This window comes from Nitrospirillum guaranorum (assembly GCF_034653275.1).
Taxonomy (GTDB): Bacteria; Pseudomonadota; Alphaproteobacteria; order Azospirillales; family Azospirillaceae; genus Nitrospirillum.
Map to the genome: position 1 here is coordinate 641,573 of NZ_JAYEES010000003.1, position 19,718 is coordinate 661,290.

Genomic DNA, 19,718 nt, shown 5'->3' on the forward strand with positions numbered 1-19,718 from the left:
GGGGCATCCCGTGTCGGATCTGGACCAGGTGCTGGCCCGGCTGGGCCAGCTGCATCCCAAGGTCATCGACCTGTCGCTGGATCGGGTGACGCGCCTGCTGGACCGGCTGGGCCGGCCGCAGGATCACTTGCCCCCCGTCGTCCACGTCGCCGGCACCAACGGCAAGGGCAGCACCATCGCCTTCCTGCGCGCCATGCTGGAGGCGGCGGGCCACCGGGTGCACGTCTACACCAGTCCCCACCTGGTCCGCTTCAACGAGCGGGTGCGCCTGGCCGGCCGCCTGGTGGATGACGCCGCCCTGGTGACCCTGCTGGAACGGTGCGAGGCCGCCAACCAGGGCGACCCCATCACCATCTTCGAAATCATTACCTGCGCCGCCTTCCTGGCCTATTCCGAGGTGCCGGCCGACGTGCTGCTGCTGGAGACGGGCCTGGGCGGGCGGCTGGACGCCACCAACGTGGTGGACCGGCCGGCGGCCACCGTCGTCACCCGCATCTCCTTCGACCACACCCAGTTCCTGGGCGACACGCTGGACGCCATCGCGGGCGAGAAGGCCGGCATCTTCAAGGCCGGCTGCCCCGCCGTGGTGGGCCCGCAGGCGCCGGACGTGCCCCTGGCCGTCTTCCGTGACCGCGCCGCCGCGCTGGGCGCGCCGCTGGCCGTCGCCGGGGCGGACTGGTCGGCCCTGCCCACCACCGTCGGTTTTCGCTTCGAAGGCTACGGCCGGACGCTGGACCTGCCCATGCCGGGCCTGCTGGGCGCCCACCAGATCGGCAACGCCGGCACCGCCATCGCCGCCTTGCAGCACCTGCCCCTGACGGTGCAGGACGCCGACATCGTCACGGGCCTGGCGACCGTGGAATGGCCTGGCCGCCTGCAGCGCCTGACGCGGGGGCCCCTGGCCCAGTTGCTGCCCGGCAGCCAGCTGTGGCTGGACGGCGGTCACAACGACTCGGCGGGTGAGGTGCTGGGCGCCCAGGCTGAACGCTGGACCGGCACCGGTGAGGTGCTGGACCTGGTGGTGGGCATGATCACCAGCAAGGTGCCGGCGGACTTCCTGCGGCCCATCGCCCCCCACGTCCGCCGACTGGTGGCGATATCCATCCCGGGCGAGGACGCGACCCGCCCCGCCGCCGACATCGCCGCCGCCGCCCGCGCGGTCGGCATCGCCGACGTGACCGAGGCCGGCAGTGCCGCCGAGGCCGTCGCCGGGCTGGCGGCCCGGGGGGCGGCCCCGCGCACCCTGATCTGCGGGTCGCTTTACCTCGCGGGTTCCATCCTGGCCGACAACGGCTGAAAAAAGGTGGGCTGATGGGGAGCTGACGGGGGGCCCCGCCCTCACCAATGCACATCCAGCGTGCCGCCGATGGTGCGCGGCGCGCCCAGGATGGCGCGGTTCTGGGAGGTCAGGACGTACTGGGCGTAATGCTCATCCGTGAGGTTGCTCACGAACAGGTAGGCCCCCCACAGGCCCGTCTCATAGCCCACGCGGCTGTTGACGATGGTGCGGGCGCCCACGCGGTACTGGCCCTGCGTGGTGCCGATCGCGGTGAACACGGCGTCGCGCCAATTGGCGTTTAGGTTGGCGACGAAGCCATCGCCGAAATGCAGGTTCACCCCACCCGCCACCGTCCACTGGGGGGCATAGGGGAACTGCGACCCCGTCAGGTCCACGGTGGCGCTGCCGCCGTTGGGGATGCTCAGCTCATCGAACTTGGTGCGCAGATAGCCGACGGAGGCGTACCAGTCCACCACCGGGCTGATCTTATGCGTGGTTTCCAGCTCAACGCCGTAGAGGTGGGATTTGCCGGCGTTGACGGTGTTGTAGTCGTAGACGTTGTCACTGAAGCGGGCGGTGACCTGCTGGTCGCTCCAATCCGTGTAGAAGGCGTTGGCGTTCACGGCCAGCGACCCGTCCAGCCAGGTGGAGCGGACGGAGCCCTCATAGTTCCAGCTGTACTCCGGATCATAGGGCACCAGGGCGGCGTGCGCGGCGTTCTGGCTGGATCCGCCGGAACGATACCCGCGCTGCACCGTGAAGGCCGTCACCAGGTCCGGCGTCCAATCCATGGAAACGCCCGCCTTGGGCAGGAAGGCGTCGAAGGTGCGCTGGTTCGACGCGGTGGCCGAGGCCGCCTGGGCCACGATGCCGGCCACCCCCCGGTTGATGGTCTGCACCGCCAGGTTCAGCGGCGTGCCCGCGGCGCCGAAGGCGGCGGGGTCGGGATAGGTGCCGGTGAACTGCGTGGCGGTGCCGGCGCCATAGCGGTTCTGCTCATGGTCGTAGCGGAAGCCGGCCAGCAGCGACAGCCGGTCGGTCAGGCGATAGCGACCGTCGCCGAACAGGGCCGCCGTTTCCACCTGCTGCGGCTGGTGGGCCTGGTAGGACACCGGGATCACAGGCAGAACCTTGCCATAGGCGGCGCTGATGGCGCTGGCCGTGGCGGCGGGGAAGCCGCCGCTGCGCAACAGGTTGGTGATGGTCGTCAGCGGCGTGGTGACGGTGACGTGGCTGTCGGCGTCGATGGCCAGGTCGCGGTTGTAGTACCAGCCGCCCAGCAGGCCGCTGAACCGGTCGCCCTGGTAGTTCAGGCGCAGTTCCTCGGTGTAGGTGGTGGCCTTGGTCTTGTTGTCGACCACCTCGATGTCCGCCGGCGTGCCATCGCTGTCCTGGCTGGCATCCTGGCGCAGCCGGTTCCACGAGGCGACGTTGGTCAGGGTCAGCGTGTCGCTCAGCTTGTAGGACAGGTTCAGGGTGGCGATGTCGGTATCGACCTTGCCGATGTTGGGCCGGTTGGAGAACGAGGTGCGGTGGTCGTAATAGTCCGGCACGTCGGTGCGGACATATTGGTAGAGATAGCCGCCATCGCGCCGCGTGCGGTCATAGCTCAGCACCGCCGTCAGGTCGGGCAGGGCCTTGGGCGTCCATTTCAGCTTGCCGCGCAGGTTCAGGCTGCGCAGGGCGTCATCGCGGTCGCCCAGCACCTTGTTCTCGATGATGCCGTCGTTGACGCGCCGCTCCGCCGCCACCCGCAGGCCCAGCTCATCCGCCACCAGTGGGCCGCCGGCGGCGGCGGAGAAGGTGCGCTCCTGCTGGTCGGTCCATTGCACGCGGGCGTCGCCGGCCCAATGATCGGTGGCGGGATCGCGCGTGGTGATGACCACGGCGCCGGCCATGGCGTTCAGCCCCTGGATGGTGGACTGGGGGCCGCGCAGGATTTCCACCTGCGCCACGTCCCACATGTCCGTCGGCCCCCCGAACAGGGCGGCGCCGGGAATGGGCGCCCCGTCGATGTAGACGGTGGCGGCGTCGGCGTTGCCGGCGTTGGACACGCCAGTGTTGCCGATGCCGCGGATGGTGAAGCCGGCGGCGCCATAGGTCTGCGCGACGTTGGCCGTGCGGTCGTAGATGTCCTGGATGGTCTGGATGTTTTCCTGGGCGATGCGCGCCGGCGTGGTGACGGCCACGCTGGTCGTCGTCTCCTTCAGCGTGCGGTTGGCCTTCTCACCCGTGATGATGATGTCGTCCAGCGCCTCGCCCCCCGCCGGGGTGTCGCCCATGGCGTCCCCGGACGCGGCGGGCGGGGCATCGGCGGCCAGCGCCGGCGCCAGGGGCGGCCAGGACAACGCGGTCATGGCCAACAGCAGGAAGGAATAGTTTGTTTTCGCTCGCATTTTCGTCCCCGTCTTTTGTCGGGACCGTAAATGCTATGAAACTAAGAATCAATATCATTATTAACAAGATTTTTAGGTGCTGGCTGGGGCGGCTGCCGGAAGGCGGTCCCCCACCGCGGGTGCCCATGTTGCTGGTCCCGTGATGCGCGCAAAGAAGAAGGCGGGCGCCCCGGGGACGCCCGCCTCTCTCTACCCGCCACATCCCGGCCCCGGTGGGCCGGTTCAGATCACAGGTTGGACTTGACCCAGTCGGTCAGGGCCTGCTTGGGCAGGGCGCCGACCTTGGTGGCGACCACTTCGCCGTCCTTGAACAGCATCAGGGTCGGCACGCCGCGCACGCCGTACTTGCCCGGGACGTTGGGGTTGTCGTCGATGTCCAGCTTGGCCACCGTCAGCTGGCCGTTCAGCTCTTCGGCGATGGACTCCAGGGACGGGGCGATCATCTTGCAGGGGCCGCACCAGGTGGCCCAGAAGTCGACCAGCACCGGGCCGCCGGCCTTCAGCACATCGGTCTCGAAGCTGCTGTCCGTCACCTTCACCGTATTCTCGCTCATAACGCTATCCTTGGCTGCTAGGGCCCCAGGGCTTGGGGGTTCCTATGGTGGCCCTACCTAGTGCGGGTAGGTGCGCGGGGATTCCGCGCCCAGTTTCACCGGTAAATGTAGGGGCCCTGGGCGGGTATGGTCAAGGCGGGCCCGGATGGGGGGCAGGGCGGTGGCGGGGCCCTCTTGAAAAGCGGCAAAACTTTCCCTGTCAGGCTCTGAAACGCGGGAAATGTCCAGTGCAAGACGATGCGGCCGCACCGTCATGGTGCCCAGGGCCGCCGGCGACAGGGTGCCGAGGGCGGCGGGCCGCCCATGAAGACAGGGACGTTTAACCCTGGCCGCTTTACCAAATCACCCTTGCCCGCCCTCTTTGCCGAGTCGTTTGAAATATTTTAACACGGTATCTGTAAGCTTCTTTCCTTAGCGGCACCCGGTAAAATTCCCGGCGTGTGCAGGCTTACAGGCACGCTAGCGGTGGCCCGGGATTTGCTTACAGTATTGTCCAAGGTCGGTCGGTGACCAGACTGGGTGGAATTGGGTTTCATCACGTCCCGTCACAATTAATCATTTGTCTGGCATATTTCCTTTGGATAGGAGAGGCTGGGTTCGCTTCCCCAAAATGGGGGGCGGGCGGGGCCCGAGGGACAGCGGGGGGCGGCGGTTTCTGGGATGAGCCAAGCGAAAAGTCTGGATATTTCGCCGGGTACGTTTGGTGAGCGGGGAATTTCCATTCCCTTCACCACCCCGATGCTGAGTCAGGCCCGCATGCGGCCCACCCGCCAGGGCGAACCGGAATTCCTGCTGCCCAGCTTCAACGGTGGCAAGGGCATGTACATCATGCCCTGGCGCTCCCTGCCGGCGGTCATGACCGTCACCCTGCATGACAGGCTGCTGTACGACGCCCTGCTGGAGCTGAAGCAATATTCGCCCGACACCGTGCGGCAGGCGGTATTGGCCGTGCAGGCGACGGGTGTCGCGGGCGGCGACGCCTCGCTGGCGGCGGAAAAGACCCTGGCGCTGGATGTGGGCTATCAGGCGCTGACCCAGTTCACCCTGGTCATCGAGTTGCTGAAGCTGGCGCGCATGGACCCGGGCGAGCTGCTGGCCACCGGCATGACCGGCTCGGAAAGCCGGCGCCTGATGCGCGCCGCCCTGGGGCAGCTGGGCCAGCGGGCCAACCTGCCCGCCGAGGAGATGGTGTCGCGGGTGGAGACCCTGGCCACGCTGATCGCCCCCGTGGGCCTGCCGCAGTGCCAGCAGCTGGGCCGCCTGCGCATGACGGTGGGCGAATTGGAACGCACCCGCGCCAGCCTGCAGCGCTGGGGCGCCACCGATTTCTCTGAAGTCTCGCAGCTGGCCGATTTCGTGGCCGAGACGGCCAAGGCGGCGCTGGACATGGCGCGCGACCGGCTGGCGCGGCTGGATGCCCGCTGCCGCGACCTGGGCGCCATCGCCGGTGATTTCCGCGGCCTGCGCGCCGCGGTGGCGGAGGATGTGACGCGGCTGGGCTGGCTCATGGACGGCTGGCCCTTCCTCATCCGGCTGTGGGACAGCGTGTCAGACAGCCCGCTGGAGACGCAGCAATCCACCATGGGTGAGCTGTTCCGCCTGGCCCCCCTGATCCCGGTCGGCGAAGGCGGCAAGGAGCCGTCAGCCTATGACCTTGAAGTGCTGGGGAAGATACAGACGCGCTGGCTGCGCATGGGGGAGGACTGGCGCACCGGCGCCCTCGACATGACGGCGGTGATGCGGATCGAAGCCTTGAAGGCGACGCTGTCATGACCGATCCCGCCATCGCCCAGTGGCAAACCCTAGCGCGCGACGCCACCCGGCTCAGCGACGCCAAGTTCCTGCAGATCTACGCGCTGCTGGAACAGCTGGGGGAAAAGCCCGGCATCACCGGCGCGTTCGACGCCATGCGCCCGCGCCTGACCCAGCTGCGCCCGCCCCGCCGGCCCACCGTCTCGCGCCTATTCTTCCGCCCGGCGGAGGATCTGTTCGACGACCCCGGCGTCTACACCCGCCGGCTGCAGCGCGTGTCGCGCGGCACGCTGCCCACCGCGTGGAAGCTGGTGCGGGCGCGGTTGGACGGCGGCATGGTGGATGGCGTCGCCCAGGGCATCCTGAAGGCCGACCCGCGCGATCCGCGCGTCATGGCCCGCGTGGCGGCCCCCCTGTGGGAAGCCGGCGCCCAGGCGCTGGCCGCCATCGCCGACGAGGCGGAAAACAACCTGCGCTTCATGGTCGATAATTTCGGCCGTGACGACGACGTGCTGCGGCAGATCCAGACGCTGCGCGACGTGCTGCTGCTGGGCGGCGTCATCGAGGATTTGAAGCAGCGCCTGCCGGAACGCCCCATCGGCGACCTGGCGGAAAGCCATGTCGAGGCCATCAAGAGCGTCATGGCGCAGCTGGGCGGGGCGGAAAGCCCGCAGGCCTCCGCCCCGGTGCTGCTGGTGCTGACCGCCCGCATGCTGCGCCCCGGCGTGATCCTGAAGATGCTGACCGACATGCGCGTGACCGGCAACAGCCAGGCGCAGCGGGACGCCCTCACCCGCGACCTGTCGGGCGTGGTCGTGGGCAACCTGCTGCGCCAGACCGGCACCATGGCCAAGCCGCCGGCGCCGGCCGCCGGCGCCGCCCCAGGCACGCCACCGCCTCCCAGGGATCCGGTGCAGCAGCTGGGCTCCCTGGCCGCGGTGGCGGAGCGGCTGACCGATGGCCTCACCTCGGTCAACGACAGTGTCGCCATCCTGCGCGACAAGAAGATCGTCGACCGCGTGGCCGCCGCCCGCAGCGAGATCGGCGAATTCGTGCTGACCACCGTGCTGGGCGACGTGGAAAAGACCCTGGCCAGCCTGATGTATTCCGCCGGTGGCGTGTCCACCCCGCCGGACGAGATGAAGAAGGCCGAGGCCACGGTGCTGGCGCTCAAGCGCTCCGCCAAGCTGGCGGGGCACCTGGGCATCCAGCGCGAGGTGACCGCCAAGATCACCGAGATCCGGCGGGAGATCGACCGCCAAGCCGACCGGATGATGGCGGCCCCCGGGGCCCGGGGCGACCCCGAGGTCCGCCGCCAGATGTTCAACAACCTGCGCCTGGTGGAAATCCTCGCCGGCTCCGACGAGGCGGAGCGGATGTACCGCGAGTGGAACCGCCGGTTGACCTGACGCCCGTCGACCTGCCACGGGGCGGCGGGCCGTCTCAACCGTTGACCGCCCGTTTCAGCGATTTCTCGATCTGGCCACCGCAATAGCTGTCGCCGTAGCGCCTGACCGATTCCCTGTCCCAAGCGGCCAGGGCCGGCGTCCGCCAGACCCGGCGGCTCAGGGCCGCGATGCCCGGGGCCGTCTCATCCAGCATCGTGCCGATGCCGGGGAAGACGCGGCGCAGAGTGGACCACAGGGTGGCGGTGACGATGTCGGCCACGCCGACGGTGTCCCCGCCCAGCATCAGGCCATGGTCGCGCCGCAGGCCGTGGCGCTGGCCGGAGGCTTCGAAAATGGACATCCAGCGCCGCAGCCGGGGGACGAAGTCCCCCACGTCGCGGGAGTCCACATCTCCCGCCCGCCGTTCAGGGTGATCTCATCGATCACGTCGTTGGCATCGGCCACGATCTTCAGGGTCATGGCCCGGCCCTGCGGCGAAAATGGCAACAGGCCCAGGGTGTCGCCCAGATACAGGGCGATGGCCGGCATCTGCGACACGGTGAAATCCGCCGTCGGGTCCACCAGCACGGGCGGGCCCATGAAGGGCGCAGGCTGCTCGCCCGGGGCTTGCTCCATCACCTCAACCAGGGTGCTTACCTCGGGTTCGTCCCAGGCCTTGCCGGCATGGGCGAGGATGGCGCGGATGAACTCCCCCCGAAAGGGGACAGGCCAGTAGTACAGGGTATAGTCGGACATCGTCAGGGTCCTCCGTTAGGCTGGTGGGCCCACCACCCAATCATCCCCCCGATTAGCCCCCTCTTGGGTAACACCCGGCGCGCGATAAGGTTCAGCCCAAAACGACCGCGTCCATGCGGGCGGGGTCGACCTCGGTGATGAAGGGACCGTCGGTCCACAGCAGCAGGCAGCAGATGGCCAGGTCCGGATAGATGCGCCTCAGGGCGTCCCGGTAGGCGGCCATCTGCGAAACGTACAGGCCGGGAATCTCCTCCGCCGTGCGGGGCGGCGGGCGGTTGGTCTTGAAGTCGACGATCTTGACCTCGGTCGCCGTCACCACCAGCCGGTCGATCTGCGCCGCCAGGGGGCGCGTGCCCACCGTGCCCACCAGGGGCACTTCCGACCGGCTGTCGGGGCCGAACAGGTCGGCGAATTCCGGATGCTCCAGCACGCGCAGGGTTTCCGCCCAGATCTCCTCCCGCGCGGCCTCGTCCAGGCCATGGGCCGGACGGTCCAGCCAGCGGCGGGCGGCCCCGGCCCGGGCCGCCACCGGCATTTCCGGCAGCAGTTGCAACAGCTTGTGGATCAGGGTGCCGCGCTTGAAGCGGCGGGCCTCTTTCGCCTCGCCCTCGCCCAGGGGTGACCGCACCGCCGGCTCCTCCCCATCCGGGCGTGAGGGCGCCAGGGGGCGCGACGGCGCGGGCTCGGCCGCCGGCGGGGCCAGCAGCCAGGCGGGAGGCGGCGGAACCGCCTCGGCCCCTTCGCGCTCGGCGCGCTGGGCGGGCGGGGGCCGGGTCTGCGGTTCCGACAGCACACGGCCGTCGCCGGCCCAGCCCTGGCGCGACACGGCGGTCAGGTCGAAGGCCCGGCTGGGTGCCACGGCGGCCAATGCCCGTTCCGTCAACCGGAACCAGGTGTCGTCGCTGGTGGCCGTCTTGCCCTCATAGCCGCAGATATGCAGCCGGTCCTCCGCCCGGGTCAGGGCCACGTACAGCAGGCGGCGGTATTCCTGCTCGCGGCGCCGCGCCGCGGCAGCACGAACAGCACGGGCTTTCACATCCTCCTGCTCCCGCCGGGGGGCGAAGAGGGGCACGCCGGGCAGGTCGCCGGTATCATCCCCCGCAAACGGCCAGAGGACACGGAGCTTGTCCACGGGCTTGCTCGTGGTGTCGGGCAGGATGACCACCGGCGCCTGCAGGCCCTTGGAGCCGTGCACGGTCATGATGCGCACCTGCCCGCCCTCCGGCCCGCGATCCTTGGCGCCGGTGTCCAGCTCGCGCTTCACCTCCGTCTTTCCGGCGGCCAGCCAGTGCAGGAAGGTTTGCAGGGACGGCGGATGGGCGCGGTCGAACCCCAGGCACAGGCTCAGGAACTCGTCCACCGGGTCGATGGCTTCCGCCCCCAGGCGTCCCAGCAGGGCGCGCCGGCCGCTGACCGGATCGGCCGGGCAAGGGCGGGTCAGCAGGCCCGCGAACAGCTCATAAGGCGCGGTGTAGTCCACCTCGCCCAGCAGGCGGCGCAGCCAGGCGTAGGCGGGCTGGAAGCGGGGGTCCGTCTCCGCCCGTTTCACCAGGGCCGGCCACAGGCGGCCGCCACGCCCATGCGCCAGGGTGAACAGCGCCTCCTCATCCAGGCCGATGAAGGGGCTTTTCAGCACGGTGGCCAGGGTCAAATCGTCTTCCGGCATCAGCAGGAACTGGCCCACGGCCATCAGGTCCATGACAGCCAACTGCTCGGTCAGCACCATGCGGTCCACGCCCGCCACCGGCACGCGCCGTTCCTTCAGCGCGCGCACCAGCTGCTGGACGAAGGCGTTGCGGCGGCGGACCAGCACCAGGATGTCGCCGGCGGTCAGGGGCCGGCCGCGCGCCTCCAGCATTTCGCCCGTGTTGATCCAGTGGGCGATCTGATCGGCGATAACGGTGGCCAGGCGGGCCTGGGGCCTGTCCTCCGGCTCATGGTGCAGGGGCGGCGACCAGGCCGGGGTGTCCGCCCCGTCGCCCGGCCGCACCAGGGGCCACAGCTCCACCGTCCCCGCCATGCCCTGGCGGAAGGGGCGGTGGCGGATGGCCTGGGCCGAGACGCCGTCCCGGGCCTCCGGCTGCGCGAACACCGTGTCCACCGCCTGCAGCACAGCGCCGACGGAGCGGAAGCTGGTTTCAAGGTCGACGATGGCCCAGGGGCGTTCCGCCTGTTGCACGCGCGCCTGGAAGGTGCGGCGCATGCGGGCGAACTCCGCCGGGTCGGCGCCCTGGAAACTGAAGATGGACTGCTTCTCGTCGCCCACCACGAACAGGGTGCGCCGGGCCTGCGACTGGCCCTCGCCGGCGAAGAATTCCTCCGCCAGGGCGCTCACCACCCGCCATTGCTCCGGGTTGGTGTCCTGCGCCTCGTCGATCAGGATGTGGTCCAGGCCGCCGTCCAGCTTGTACAGCACCCAGGCGCAGGCCTGGGCGTCGCCGGTCAGCAGGGCGCTGGCCGCCAGGATCAAATCATCGAAGTCCAGCTGCGCCCGGCTATCCTTCCAGCGCTGATAGCCCTCCAGCATGCTGCCGGCCAACGTCAGCAGGCTGGCGGTGGAATGGGCGACCGTCACGGCCCGCAGGCGTTCCTGCAGGTCCAGCAGGCGCTGGCCTTCCTGGGCCAGGATGTCGGCGGTGCGCGGGTTGGCGGCCAGGGCGCCCTTGGTCGCCAGCCGGGATCGCACCGTGCCGTCGGCGGTCAGGAACAGCTGGCGATAGGCCGCGATGTCGGTCAGGCGGCGGTCGATCTGGTCCAGCCACCGCTGGATGCCCAGGCCGCGCTCCACGTCCGTGGCCGTGCCCTCGGCCAGGGCGGCGCAGGCCGCCCGCAGGCCGGTGACGTCCAGCACCTCGTCCCGGCAGCCGGCCGCCAGCACGCCGGCCTCCGTCTCCTCCGGGCCCACGCCCAGGTGGCGGAACAGGGCGGCGATGGTGACGTCCAGTCCACGTTCCCCGGGGCCGCCATGCGCCTCCAGGATGCGGCGGATGCGGCCGCGCTGGGCCACCAGGTCGGCCAGCAGCTCGGCGAAGCTTTCCTCGTTCAGGGCGCCGGCCAGGCGCTTCAGGGCCCGGCCCAGGGGCGTGTCCGGCCGGTCCTGGGCCGACGCCAGCATGTGCGCCTGCGCCTCGGCCAGGGCTTCCGCCGCCGTGCGGTCATCCATGACCTGGAAATTGGGCGGCAGCCGCGCCTCCAGCGGAAAACGGCGCAGCAAGGACTGGCAGAAGGCGTGGATAGTCTGGATCTTCATGCCGCCGGCCGTGTCCAGCACGCGGGCGAACAGGCGGCGGGCGGTCAGCACCTCATCCCGCTTGGGCGGACGGCCGTTCAGGTCGGCCAGGGCCTGCGTCAGGTCGCCATCCGCCATGACCGCCCAACTTGCAAGGCGTTCTGCAATGCGGTTGGCCATTTCCGCCGCCGCCGCCTTGGTGAAGGTCAGGCACAGGATGCGGCCGGGCTCGGTGCCGGCCAGCATCAGGCGCACCACCCGGTCGGTCAGCACCTTGGTCTTGCCCGTGCCCGCCGACGCCCCCACCCAGACGGACGTCTCCGGGTCCGAGGCCTGGCGCTGCTTGACCGTGGGGTCTATCGGCCGATCCAGGGGGGCCGGGCGATCCGGGGGGGCGCCGCGCTCATGCCTCACCCCCATCGCCCACCGACCATTCCGCCACGCGCGCCAGGTGCAAATAGTCGGAATAGCGCGGCGCCATGCCCGGCCGGGGCTGCGAGCGGTAGGGGGTGGATTCCTGGTCGAACAGGTCGATCAGCTGGCGCAGGCCCTCCACCGCCTCCGTCGCCAGGCGGGCGGGGTCCAGCTTCAGGGCCACCACCTGGCCGGCGGGTTCACCCCCCGTCAGGCGCCAGAAGGCCAGCTGCTCCACCACCGGCGCCCGCACGCCGAAGCCGCCGGACAGGGCGATGGCGGCCTCCAGCGGCAGCTGCGGGGCGAAGCCCAGTTCCACGTCCCGGGATCGGGGCGGGGTGCCGGTCTTGTAGTCGATGATGGCGACGGACCCGTCGGGGTGGCGGTCGATGCGGTCGGCCTTGGCGATGATCTCGAACGGCTTGTACGCCGTCTCCAGGGTCAGGGTGCCCTTGGCCTCGGTCGCCAGGGGCTGGACGCCGCCGGCCCGCCGCTCCCGCTCCAGCGCCAGGAACCAGTCGGCGATGCGCTCGAACCGCGGCCACCAGAAGGTTTCCAGGCTGGGCTGGCCGCTGTAGGGGGCGAAGGCCAGCCGGCCGAAGCGCAGCAGCTGCTCGCGCGCGTCCTCGGGCAGCAGGGTGCCGGGGTTGGCCTTGATGAAGTCGTCCAGCGCCTCGTGGATCATGGTGCCGCGGTCGGCCGCCCCGGGGTCGGCGTCCAGCGGGTCCAGCGCCTCCAGGCGCAGCACATGGCGGGCGTACAGGGCATAGGGGTCGCGCATCCAGGTCTCCACCTGGGTGACCGACAGGCGGCGCGGCCGGGCGGCCACGGGCGGGCGCGGCTCCGGCGGGGGGCAGGGGCGCACGGCCGCCGGCGTGTCCATGGCCTCGGCCCAGGCGGTCCAGCGGTCCATGCCGGTGCCCAGCGCCAGTGGGCGCCCATTGGGACGGCCCAGCGCCTTCAGCACTGTGTCCAGCCGCAGCAGCCAGCGCGACGGCACGGTGGGCGTGCCCTCCACCCGTTCCGACCGGGTCAGCACCACGGTGGCGGCGCCGCAGGCCTGGGCGAAGTCATGCGCCGTCTGGCCCAGGTGGCGCTCCGGCGTCGGCAGGCCGAAGCGCTGGCGCATGGGGCGGGACAGCCAGGGGTCGGCCTTGGGCTGCGGCGGCCAGGTGCCCTCGTTCAGGCCGCCCAGGATCATGACGTCGAACTGCTGCAGCCGCGCCTCCAGCAGGCCCAGGATGTACAGGCGCGGGTGCAGGCCATAGCGGGGACGCACGGCGCGACCCACCATCAGGGCGCTGATGACGGCGGCATAGTCCGGTCCGCCCAGCTCGGGGAAATCGTGGCCGGCGTCCTGCAGATCATCCACGAAGGTGGCGGCGGCCTCGCCGTCGTCCAGGCGCCACAGCCGCTCGGCGCCCGGTTGCGTGTCGCTGGCGGCCAGGGCCTCCGCCGTGCGGGCGTGCAGTTCCAGCCAGCCGGCCAAAGTCTTCCCCGTGCCGCTCATGGCCGCCAGCAAGGGCCGCAGAATCTCCTCCAGCCCGTCGACGAAGGTGCCGAGGCGGGCGCGGTGGCCCTCCCAACTGTTATGGGCGGGGTCGCCATGGCTGTCGAAGCGCCGGGGCTCCGCCTGGGCCAGCGCCAGGCGCAGGCCCTCGAAACCGTCGGCCGGCCGGGGGCCGCGCAGCACCGCCCGTTCCAGGTCGCGCACCTGGGCGCGGAAGAAGGACGGGTTCTGCCCACCCGCCGCCAGGGGGTGCTTCAGCAGGGACAACAGCGCCAAGGGGGCCGGTTCCGCCGCCCAGTCGGCCAGCAGGCGCAGATAGCTGCCCACGGCACTTTGCGTCAGTGGCAGGCCGGCGCTGTCGTTGACGGCGATGTCCCAACGTTTCAGCGCCAGGGCCACGCGGCGGGCCAGGTCGCGGTCGGGCGTCACCAGGGCGGCGGTGCGGCCCGGCGTCTCCAGCACCTCACGCATCATCAGGGCGATGGCGCCCGCCTCCTCCTGCGGGGTGGCGGCGTCCAGGCGGGACAAGCCGGCCAGGGCCTGGTCGGCCTCCACCGCCAGGGGGCTGGCGGACAGGTCCTGCCAGGCCTCCGTCGTGCCGGCGGGGCGCAGGGCTTCCGCCACCAGGCGGGCACGGGCGGGGGCGCTGCGGCGGTGGGCCATAACCTCGGGCAGCGGGTCGGGCAGGGGCCAGGGCCGCACCGCGCCCCGGCGGATCTCCAGCCGTTCCAGCAGGCGCTTCAGGCCGTACTGCGGGTGCGCCTCGTCCAAATCCCGCCAGGTGGCCTCATCGCAATCGAGGTCCAGGCCGGGCAGGACGACGGCACCCTGGGGCATCCCGGCCACCACCGCCAGCAGGTCGGCGGTGGCCGGGATGCTGCCGGTGGATCCGGCGGCGATGACGGGACCGGGCGGCGGCTGGGCGCGCCAGGTGTCGGCCAGGGCCTTCAGCCGCAGCTCGCGCTCCCTGGCCGGATCCACGCCACCCTCGTCTTCCAGCAGGGCCGGCCAATGCTGGGTGATGATTTCCAGGAAGCGCAGGGTCACCTGCCAGTGCTGGGCGTAATCGTCCGGCACCAGGCGGGCCAGATCCCCGAACGCGCAGCCCTCGGTCTGCACCTCGTCCAGCAGGCGCGCCAGCTCGCCCGCCAGGCTCACGGCCTGCGCGGGCGTGGCGGCCAGGTCGGGGGCGCGCATGACCAGGCGGGCCAGCAGCAACTGCCGGCGCAGGGCGGGCACGGCCTGGGGCAACTCGGTGCCGCCCTGGGTGAACACCACCTCGTCCGTGTCCACGTCGCCCAGGGGCGACAGGCGGGGCAGCAGGATGGGCTTGCCGCCCGACAGGCGCAGGAAGGCTTCCCGCAAGGACCGCACGGCGCGCACCGTGGGCAGCAGGACGGTCAGCCGCGACAGGGCCAGCGGATCATCGCCCACCCGCGCCAGGATGCCGGCCGCCAGCGCGTCCACGAACGGCAGCCCGGGCGCGATGGTGAACAAGGATGCGCCGGTCTCCTCCCCCGATGCGGCAGGCCAGGTCATGGGCTCAGGGCTCTGCCTTGCGCGGCTGGCTCAGCTTGGCGTCGTGCAGGATGGGGTGGCCCAGCAGGGTGTTCACCTCCTCCACCGCCTCGGGCGTGCCGACATGGAACCAGACGCCGTCGTGGCGCATGCCATAGAGGCGTCCCGCCTCCTCCGCCTGCCGCCAGAGCGTGAGGTTGGAGAAACGGTTCTCGGTGATGGCCTGGTACAGCTGGGGCTTCACGATGTGCACGCCGGCGAAGACGAAGGGCGCCAGTTCCCCCTCGGCGCGATAGCGCAGGCGGCCATCGGCCTCCATGTGGTAATCGCCCGGTCCCTCATAGCCGACGGCGGCCACGGTGGGCATCATCAGCAGCAGCACGTCCATGACCGCCGGGTCCCAGGTGGCGGCCAGCCGCTTCAGCGCCGGGATGGGCCCGTCTAGCCACAGGATGTCGGCGTTGACGACGAAGATGGGGTCGGCGCCCAGGTGGGGCAGGGCGTGGCGCACGCCGCCGCCCGTCTCCAACAGGTCCGCCTCGGGTGACAGGGTGATGGCGGGGCTGGACCGGCCGGCCAGGTGGCTTTCGATCATGGCGCCCAGGTGATGGGTGTTCACCACCGCGCGCTCCACCCCGCTTTCGGCCAGCCGGTCCAGGGCGTGGTCCAGCAGGGGGGCGCCGCCAACCTCCACCAGCGGCTTGGGCCGCGTCAGGGTCAGCGGGCGCATGCGCAGGCCCAGGCCGGCGGCCAGCACCATGGCGGTATGGGGGACGGAAGCGGCGGGGGCGGGGGTGGCAACGGCGGCGACAGAGGCGGACATCGCGTCAGAAACTCCGGACGATGGTATCGGCATCAAGGTTAGCGGGCAGGTGACGTTCCACCCAATGGGCAATCGGCGACAAGGCGGGATGGCGGATGGCGCCGGTGAACTGGCCCCACACCCGGGGCAGGAAGGACAGCTGCGGCGCGCTGGCCGTGGCCTGTATCAGTTGCGCCACCCGCCCCAGGATGCGGGCGTGGCGCACCGCGCCCAGGATGGCGGCGGACGCCCTGAAGGTCCCCTGGTCGATGCCGGGGAAGGCTGCCAGGTAGCGCAGGGTCATGGCCTGGCGCAAGTCCTCCGGCACGTCGCGCCGGGCATCCTCCAGCAACGACACCAGGTCGTAGGCGCGGGGGCCGATGCCGCCGTCCTGGAAATCCAGCAGGCCGCAGGCCGCCACGCCGGCGCGATCCTTCAGGCGCATGAGATTGCCGGGATGATAGTCGCGCAGCAGCAGGGTGGGCGGCAATGACAGGGCGGCGGGCAGCACCCCCTCCCACGCCTCCGCCAGCGCGTCCCAGGCGCCGGCGGGCAGGGCCCGGCCGCGCACCACGGGCGCGAAGGCGTCGGCGAACAGCATGACCTGGTCGCGGAACAGGCCGACGTCATAGCGCGACAGGTCGGGGGCCGAGGCCGGCACGAAGCGCTGGTGCAGGGTGACCAGCACGTCGGTCGCCACCTCGTACAGCGGTTGCCACGGCTCTTCCCCGCCGTCCAGCAGGCGGGCGTAGTCGTCGCCGCCGAAATCCTCGATCAGCAGCAGGCCCTGCGGCTCGTCGCCGGCCAGGATGACGGGGGCCGACAGGGCGCAGTCGCGCAGCAGGCCGGCGATCTGGACGAAGGGCGGCACCTGGCTGGCGGCTACCTCGTCCCGGCAATCCATCAGGATGGCGGTGGCGCCGCCCCCGCCTGTTCCCGGCAGTGTCAGGCGCTCATATCGCCGGGCCGACCAGTCGGCGCCCATGGGCTGGCGCCGGGCCGCACCCCAGCCGGCCTGGTCCAGGAAGCGACGGATGACGGTCTCACGGGGCGGGGTGTCGCGTCTCATGGCTCGGAAGCTTTCCCAGTCTCGGGGGCCCAATCGGGGGCATCCAGGCGGTGGGCCCAGGCGCCGTGACCCGTCAGGGTGGCGCGCCGGCTGTCGGGCCCGGTGATGGCAAGGTGCAGGTCCAGCCGGTCGGCCGGCAGCAGCGCGCCCAGGCGCACCGGCCATTCCACCAGCGCCACGCCCTCATGAATAACCTCCTCCCACCCCAGTTCCAGCACCTCATCCGGTTCCGTCAGGCGGTAGAGGTCGAAATGCCACAGGGGGAAGCCAGGCAGGTCATAGGTCTGCACCAGGGTGAAGGTGGGGCTGGGCACCTCTTCCTCGGCATCGCCCAGGCTGCGGATCAGGTGGCGGGCGAAGGCGGACTTGCCCGCCCCCAGATCGCCGGACAGGGCCACCACGTCGCCGGGGGCCAGCAGGCGGCCCACCCGCGCCGCGAGATCGGCCGTCGCCCGCTCATCAGCCAGATCCAATGTCAGCGCGTGGGGCATGGGGCTCCTGAGGGTGGGATGGCACGGGCCGTCGGCGGATACTGCGGCGGCGTAGGTTACCGGAGCAAGCGTCCCGGCGGGGCGCACCCCGCAAACTGGGCAGTTGATTAGCGCATCAATTCGCGTGATGAAAGCAACCCGAACCGCCGACCGGCCGTGCGTACCCCTTTGGACACGCCCTTCGCCGCCGGTCCCCGCGTGCCGTGCCAGGAGTAAACCAGACCCATGTCCAGCCAGCTTCAGACCATCGCCCCCGGCGGCGTCCACCGCACCGACGTCTGCATCATCGGCGCCGGCCCCGTGGGCCTGTTCGCCATTTTCGAATGCGGCATGCTGAAGCTGGACTGCCACGTGGTCGACGCGCTGGACATGGTGGGCGGCCAGTGCACCGCCCTTTACCCGGAAAAGCCCATCTACGACATCCCGGGCTATCCGCAGGTGGAGGCGGCCACCCTGATCGACCGGCTGGCCGAACAGGCCGCCCCCTTCAAGCCCAACTACCACCTGGGCCAGCAGGTCACGACCCTGACGCCGGGTCAGGACGGCCGCTGGCTGGTGGGCACGGACAAGGGCACCACCATCGACTGTCGCGCCGTGCTGGTCGCCGCCGGCTGCGGCGCCTTCGGCCCCAACAAGCCGCCGCTGGATGGCCTCGACGACTATGAGGGCAAGTCGGTGCACTACCTGGTGCGCCGCCGCCAGGATTTCGCGGGCAAGCGCGTGGTCATCGCCGGTGGCGGCGACAGCGCCGTGGACTGGGCCATCTCCCTGTCCGAGGTGGCGGAGCGGGTGATGGTGGTGCACCGCCGCGCCAAGTTCCGCGCGGCACCGGAAAGCGCCGCCCGTCTGGACCAGCTGGCCAAGGACGGCGTCATCGACATGGTCGTGCCCTACCAGCTGGCCGGCCTTGAGGGTGAGAACGGCCAGCTGAGCGGCGTGAAGGTCGCGACGCTGGAGGGGGAGGAGAAAACCCTGCCCGCCGACGCCCTGTTGGCCTTCTTCGGCTTGGCCATGGACCTGGGGCCCATCGCCAGTTGGGGTCTGAACGTGGAACACCACCACGTTGCGGTGAACCCGGCCACCATGGCCACCAACGTGCCGGGCGTCTACGCCATCGGCGACATCGCCACGTATCCGGGCAAGGTGAAGCTGATCCTGTGCGGTTTCGCCGAGGCCGCCATGGCCGTGCACGCCATCCACCCCCTGGTCCACCCGGGCGAGGCGCTGCACTTCGAATACTCCACCAGCCGCGGCGTGCCTGGAGCTTAAGCGTGCCTCAATCGCCGGCGGGGCATCCGCTCCTCGGCGGGGGTCAGCGGCCTTCTTCCCGCACGATCAGGCGGTCGATGGCGTCCGACAGCGGGGGCAGGTGCTCCAGCACGCTGTTCCACAGCACGCGGGTGGCCACCCGGCGGTCGGGGGGATGCAGCAGCTGGCCCATGGCCGCGATCTGGCGCCAGGGGATGTCCGGCTCCGCCGCCGTCACGTCGGGCGGCAATTGCCGGACGGTGGCCGACACCATCTCCAGCGATCGCTCCACCGCGCGCTGCAGGCCCCAGCTTTCGGCGAACTCCGGGTAGGCGATTCCGGCGGTGATGCCGCTGATCCCGTCCAGGATCTCGCGCAGGTCGCCCAGGCGCAGGATGACGCTCCGCCGCATCGTCAGAACACGCGCAAGGCGTCGGCCTCGATCCCCGGGCGCAATTGGGGATGCAGGCCGTCACGGGTGGTGACCTCGGATTGCCGGCCCAGGATGGCGCGCACCTTGTCCTGGATGTCCGCCAGTTCGATCAGGCTGAAGCGCGGGTTGTCGCTGTCCAGGAACAGGTCCACCCCGCCCTCCCGCTCCGGCGCCGCCGGGCCGCCCACCAGGAACAGATGCGCCACGCCGGCCCGGTGCAGTTCGGCCTCATGGGCCCGCAGCTTGCTGACCGCCTGTTCCTGATTCATGACCGCCCCGCTTCCTCAGCCGTTCTTGAGCGACGCTAACATCTCCCGCCGCAGAATGGCATTGATACGGGATTGGTAGCCCTTGCCCTGGGATCGCAGCCAGGCCAGCACGTCGGAATCGATCCGTACGGTCGTCGATGTCTTGGTCGGCTTGTAGAAGCGGCCACGCACGGCGTTCTGCCAGGCCTCCTCCGTCGTTTCGGGAATGTCGCTGAAGTCGATCTCGCTGTCCGGCCGTTCGGCCAGAGCCCTCAATTGCGCCTTTTGCTCCTCGGTCAGAGGAGGAACGTCGGCCCTACGCATCCTAACGATCTTCGTGCTCATATTGGCGCCTTTCGGTCCGCGTGGCCCTTCGTGCTGAAATGATCCGTATAACCTCGACCGCGTGCCCCTGATCGTCCTCTTCCCATAGGGTATGGGCGACCAGCAGCAGCAAATGTCCCGTAACCACACCCAGGGTTTGCCACCGGAGCTCGCCGCCTTCGATACGGTCTTGCCGGGTCAGGACGAACGGGTCATCGAAGGCGAGCACGGCCATTTCAAAGGTGATGCCGTGCTTGCGGTAATTGCTTACCGCTTTCGCCTCATCCCATTCGAAGAGCCTTTCCAT

General features: G+C 70.4%; 15 protein-coding genes and 1 pseudogene. 4 read left to right on the forward strand and 12 right to left on the reverse strand.

Going from position 1 to position 19,718, the window contains the following annotated elements; all coding sequences use genetic code 11:
- The first annotated feature begins 10 nt into the window (after positions 1-10).
- A complete protein-coding gene (locus tag UAJ10_RS11880; RefSeq protein ID WP_322915547.1) occupies positions 11-1,297 on the forward strand; it encodes a bifunctional folylpolyglutamate synthase/dihydrofolate synthase in 1,287 nt (428 codons plus the stop codon).
- A gap of 41 nt (positions 1,298-1,338) precedes the next feature.
- On the opposite strand, the gene UAJ10_RS11885 is transcribed toward UAJ10_RS11880, so the two are convergent.
- Together UAJ10_RS11885 and trxA are read right to left on the reverse strand one after the other, a co-directional pair.
- Positions 1,339-3,675 carry a TonB-dependent receptor gene (locus tag UAJ10_RS11885; RefSeq protein ID WP_322915548.1) on the reverse strand — a complete coding sequence of 779 codons (2,337 nt, stop codon included), beginning with the start codon at positions 3,673-3,675 and terminating at the stop codon, positions 1,339-1,341.
- A 227-nt stretch (positions 3,676-3,902) separates the two neighbouring features.
- Positions 3,903-4,229 carry a thioredoxin TrxA gene (trxA, locus tag UAJ10_RS11890; protein WP_088872363.1) on the reverse strand — a complete coding sequence of 109 codons (327 nt, stop codon included), beginning with the start codon at positions 4,227-4,229 and terminating at the stop codon, positions 3,903-3,905.
- 756 nt (positions 4,230-4,985) lie between these two features.
- Between trxA and UAJ10_RS11895 the strand changes: the two genes are divergently transcribed.
- Together UAJ10_RS11895 and UAJ10_RS11900 are read left to right on the forward strand one after the other, a co-directional pair.
- Positions 4,986-6,002 carry a hypothetical protein gene (locus tag UAJ10_RS11895; protein ID WP_322915549.1) on the forward strand — a complete coding sequence of 339 codons (1,017 nt, stop codon included), beginning with the start codon at positions 4,986-4,988 and terminating at the stop codon, positions 6,000-6,002.
- Positions 5,999-7,390 (forward strand): hypothetical protein, encoded by a 1,392-nt coding sequence (locus tag UAJ10_RS11900; RefSeq protein ID WP_322915550.1) that lies wholly within the window; start codon positions 5,999-6,001, stop codon positions 7,388-7,390. The genes UAJ10_RS11895 and UAJ10_RS11900 overlap by 4 nt, the downstream gene beginning before the upstream one ends.
- Positions 7,391-7,424: 34 nt before the next feature.
- On the opposite strand, the pseudogene UAJ10_RS29875 reads toward UAJ10_RS11900, so the two are convergent.
- The 6 genes and pseudogenes from UAJ10_RS29875 to tsaE form a co-directional block, all read right to left on the reverse strand.
- Positions 7,425-8,125 (reverse strand): annotated as a pseudogene (locus UAJ10_RS29875) (glutathione S-transferase).
- Between the two features lie 91 nt (positions 8,126-8,216).
- Positions 8,217-11,768, reverse strand: coding sequence for a double-strand break repair helicase AddA (gene addA / locus UAJ10_RS11915; protein ID WP_322915553.1), 3,552 nt, complete (start codon positions 11,766-11,768; stop codon positions 8,217-8,219).
- On the reverse strand, positions 11,758-14,775 hold the full coding sequence (addB, locus tag UAJ10_RS11920) for a double-strand break repair protein AddB (protein WP_322915554.1): 3,018 nt from the start codon (positions 14,773-14,775) through the stop codon (positions 11,758-11,760). Before addB ends, addA begins: the two co-directional genes overlap by 11 nt.
- A 46-nt stretch (positions 14,776-14,821) precedes the next feature.
- Positions 14,822-15,619: a nucleotidyltransferase family protein gene (locus UAJ10_RS11925; RefSeq protein ID WP_322915555.1), complete on the reverse strand. Its 798-nt coding sequence runs from the start codon at positions 15,617-15,619 to the stop codon at positions 14,822-14,824.
- Between the two features lie 4 nt (positions 15,620-15,623).
- The gene (locus tag UAJ10_RS11930) at positions 15,624-16,667 is read right to left on the reverse strand and encodes an aminoglycoside phosphotransferase family protein (protein ID WP_322915556.1); all 1,044 of its coding nucleotides are present in this window, start codon (positions 16,665-16,667) and stop codon (positions 15,624-15,626) included.
- Positions 16,664-17,158: a tRNA (adenosine(37)-N6)-threonylcarbamoyltransferase complex ATPase subunit type 1 TsaE gene (tsaE, locus tag UAJ10_RS11935; RefSeq protein WP_322915557.1), complete on the reverse strand. Its 495-nt coding sequence runs from the start codon at positions 17,156-17,158 to the stop codon at positions 16,664-16,666. Before tsaE ends, UAJ10_RS11930 begins: the two co-directional genes overlap by 4 nt.
- A 225-nt stretch (positions 17,159-17,383) precedes the next feature.
- Here tsaE and UAJ10_RS11940 point away from each other — a divergent pair, with 225 nt between their 5' ends.
- Positions 17,384-18,427 carry an NAD(P)/FAD-dependent oxidoreductase gene (locus UAJ10_RS11940; RefSeq protein ID WP_322915558.1) on the forward strand — a complete coding sequence of 348 codons (1,044 nt, stop codon included), beginning with the start codon at positions 17,384-17,386 and terminating at the stop codon, positions 18,425-18,427.
- 43 nt (positions 18,428-18,470) lie between these two features.
- On the opposite strand, the gene UAJ10_RS11945 is transcribed toward UAJ10_RS11940, so the two are convergent.
- From UAJ10_RS11945 to UAJ10_RS11960, 4 genes are read right to left on the reverse strand one after another with little or no spacing between them, the layout of a single operon-like run.
- Positions 18,471-18,818 carry a HepT-like ribonuclease domain-containing protein gene (locus UAJ10_RS11945; RefSeq protein WP_322915559.1) on the reverse strand — a complete coding sequence of 116 codons (348 nt, stop codon included), beginning with the start codon at positions 18,816-18,818 and terminating at the stop codon, positions 18,471-18,473.
- 2 nt (positions 18,819-18,820) lie between these two features.
- Positions 18,821-19,108, reverse strand: coding sequence for a nucleotidyltransferase family protein (locus tag UAJ10_RS11950; protein WP_040850312.1), 288 nt, complete (start codon positions 19,106-19,108; stop codon positions 18,821-18,823).
- 15 nt (positions 19,109-19,123) lie between these two features.
- Positions 19,124-19,432, reverse strand: a complete 309-nt coding sequence (locus tag UAJ10_RS11955) for a BrnA antitoxin family protein (protein WP_322915560.1) — start codon at positions 19,430-19,432, stop codon at positions 19,124-19,126.
- Positions 19,413-19,718: a BrnT family toxin gene (locus UAJ10_RS11960; RefSeq protein WP_322915561.1), complete on the reverse strand. Its 306-nt coding sequence runs from the start codon at positions 19,716-19,718 to the stop codon at positions 19,413-19,415. The genes UAJ10_RS11955 and UAJ10_RS11960 overlap by 20 nt, the downstream gene beginning before the upstream one ends.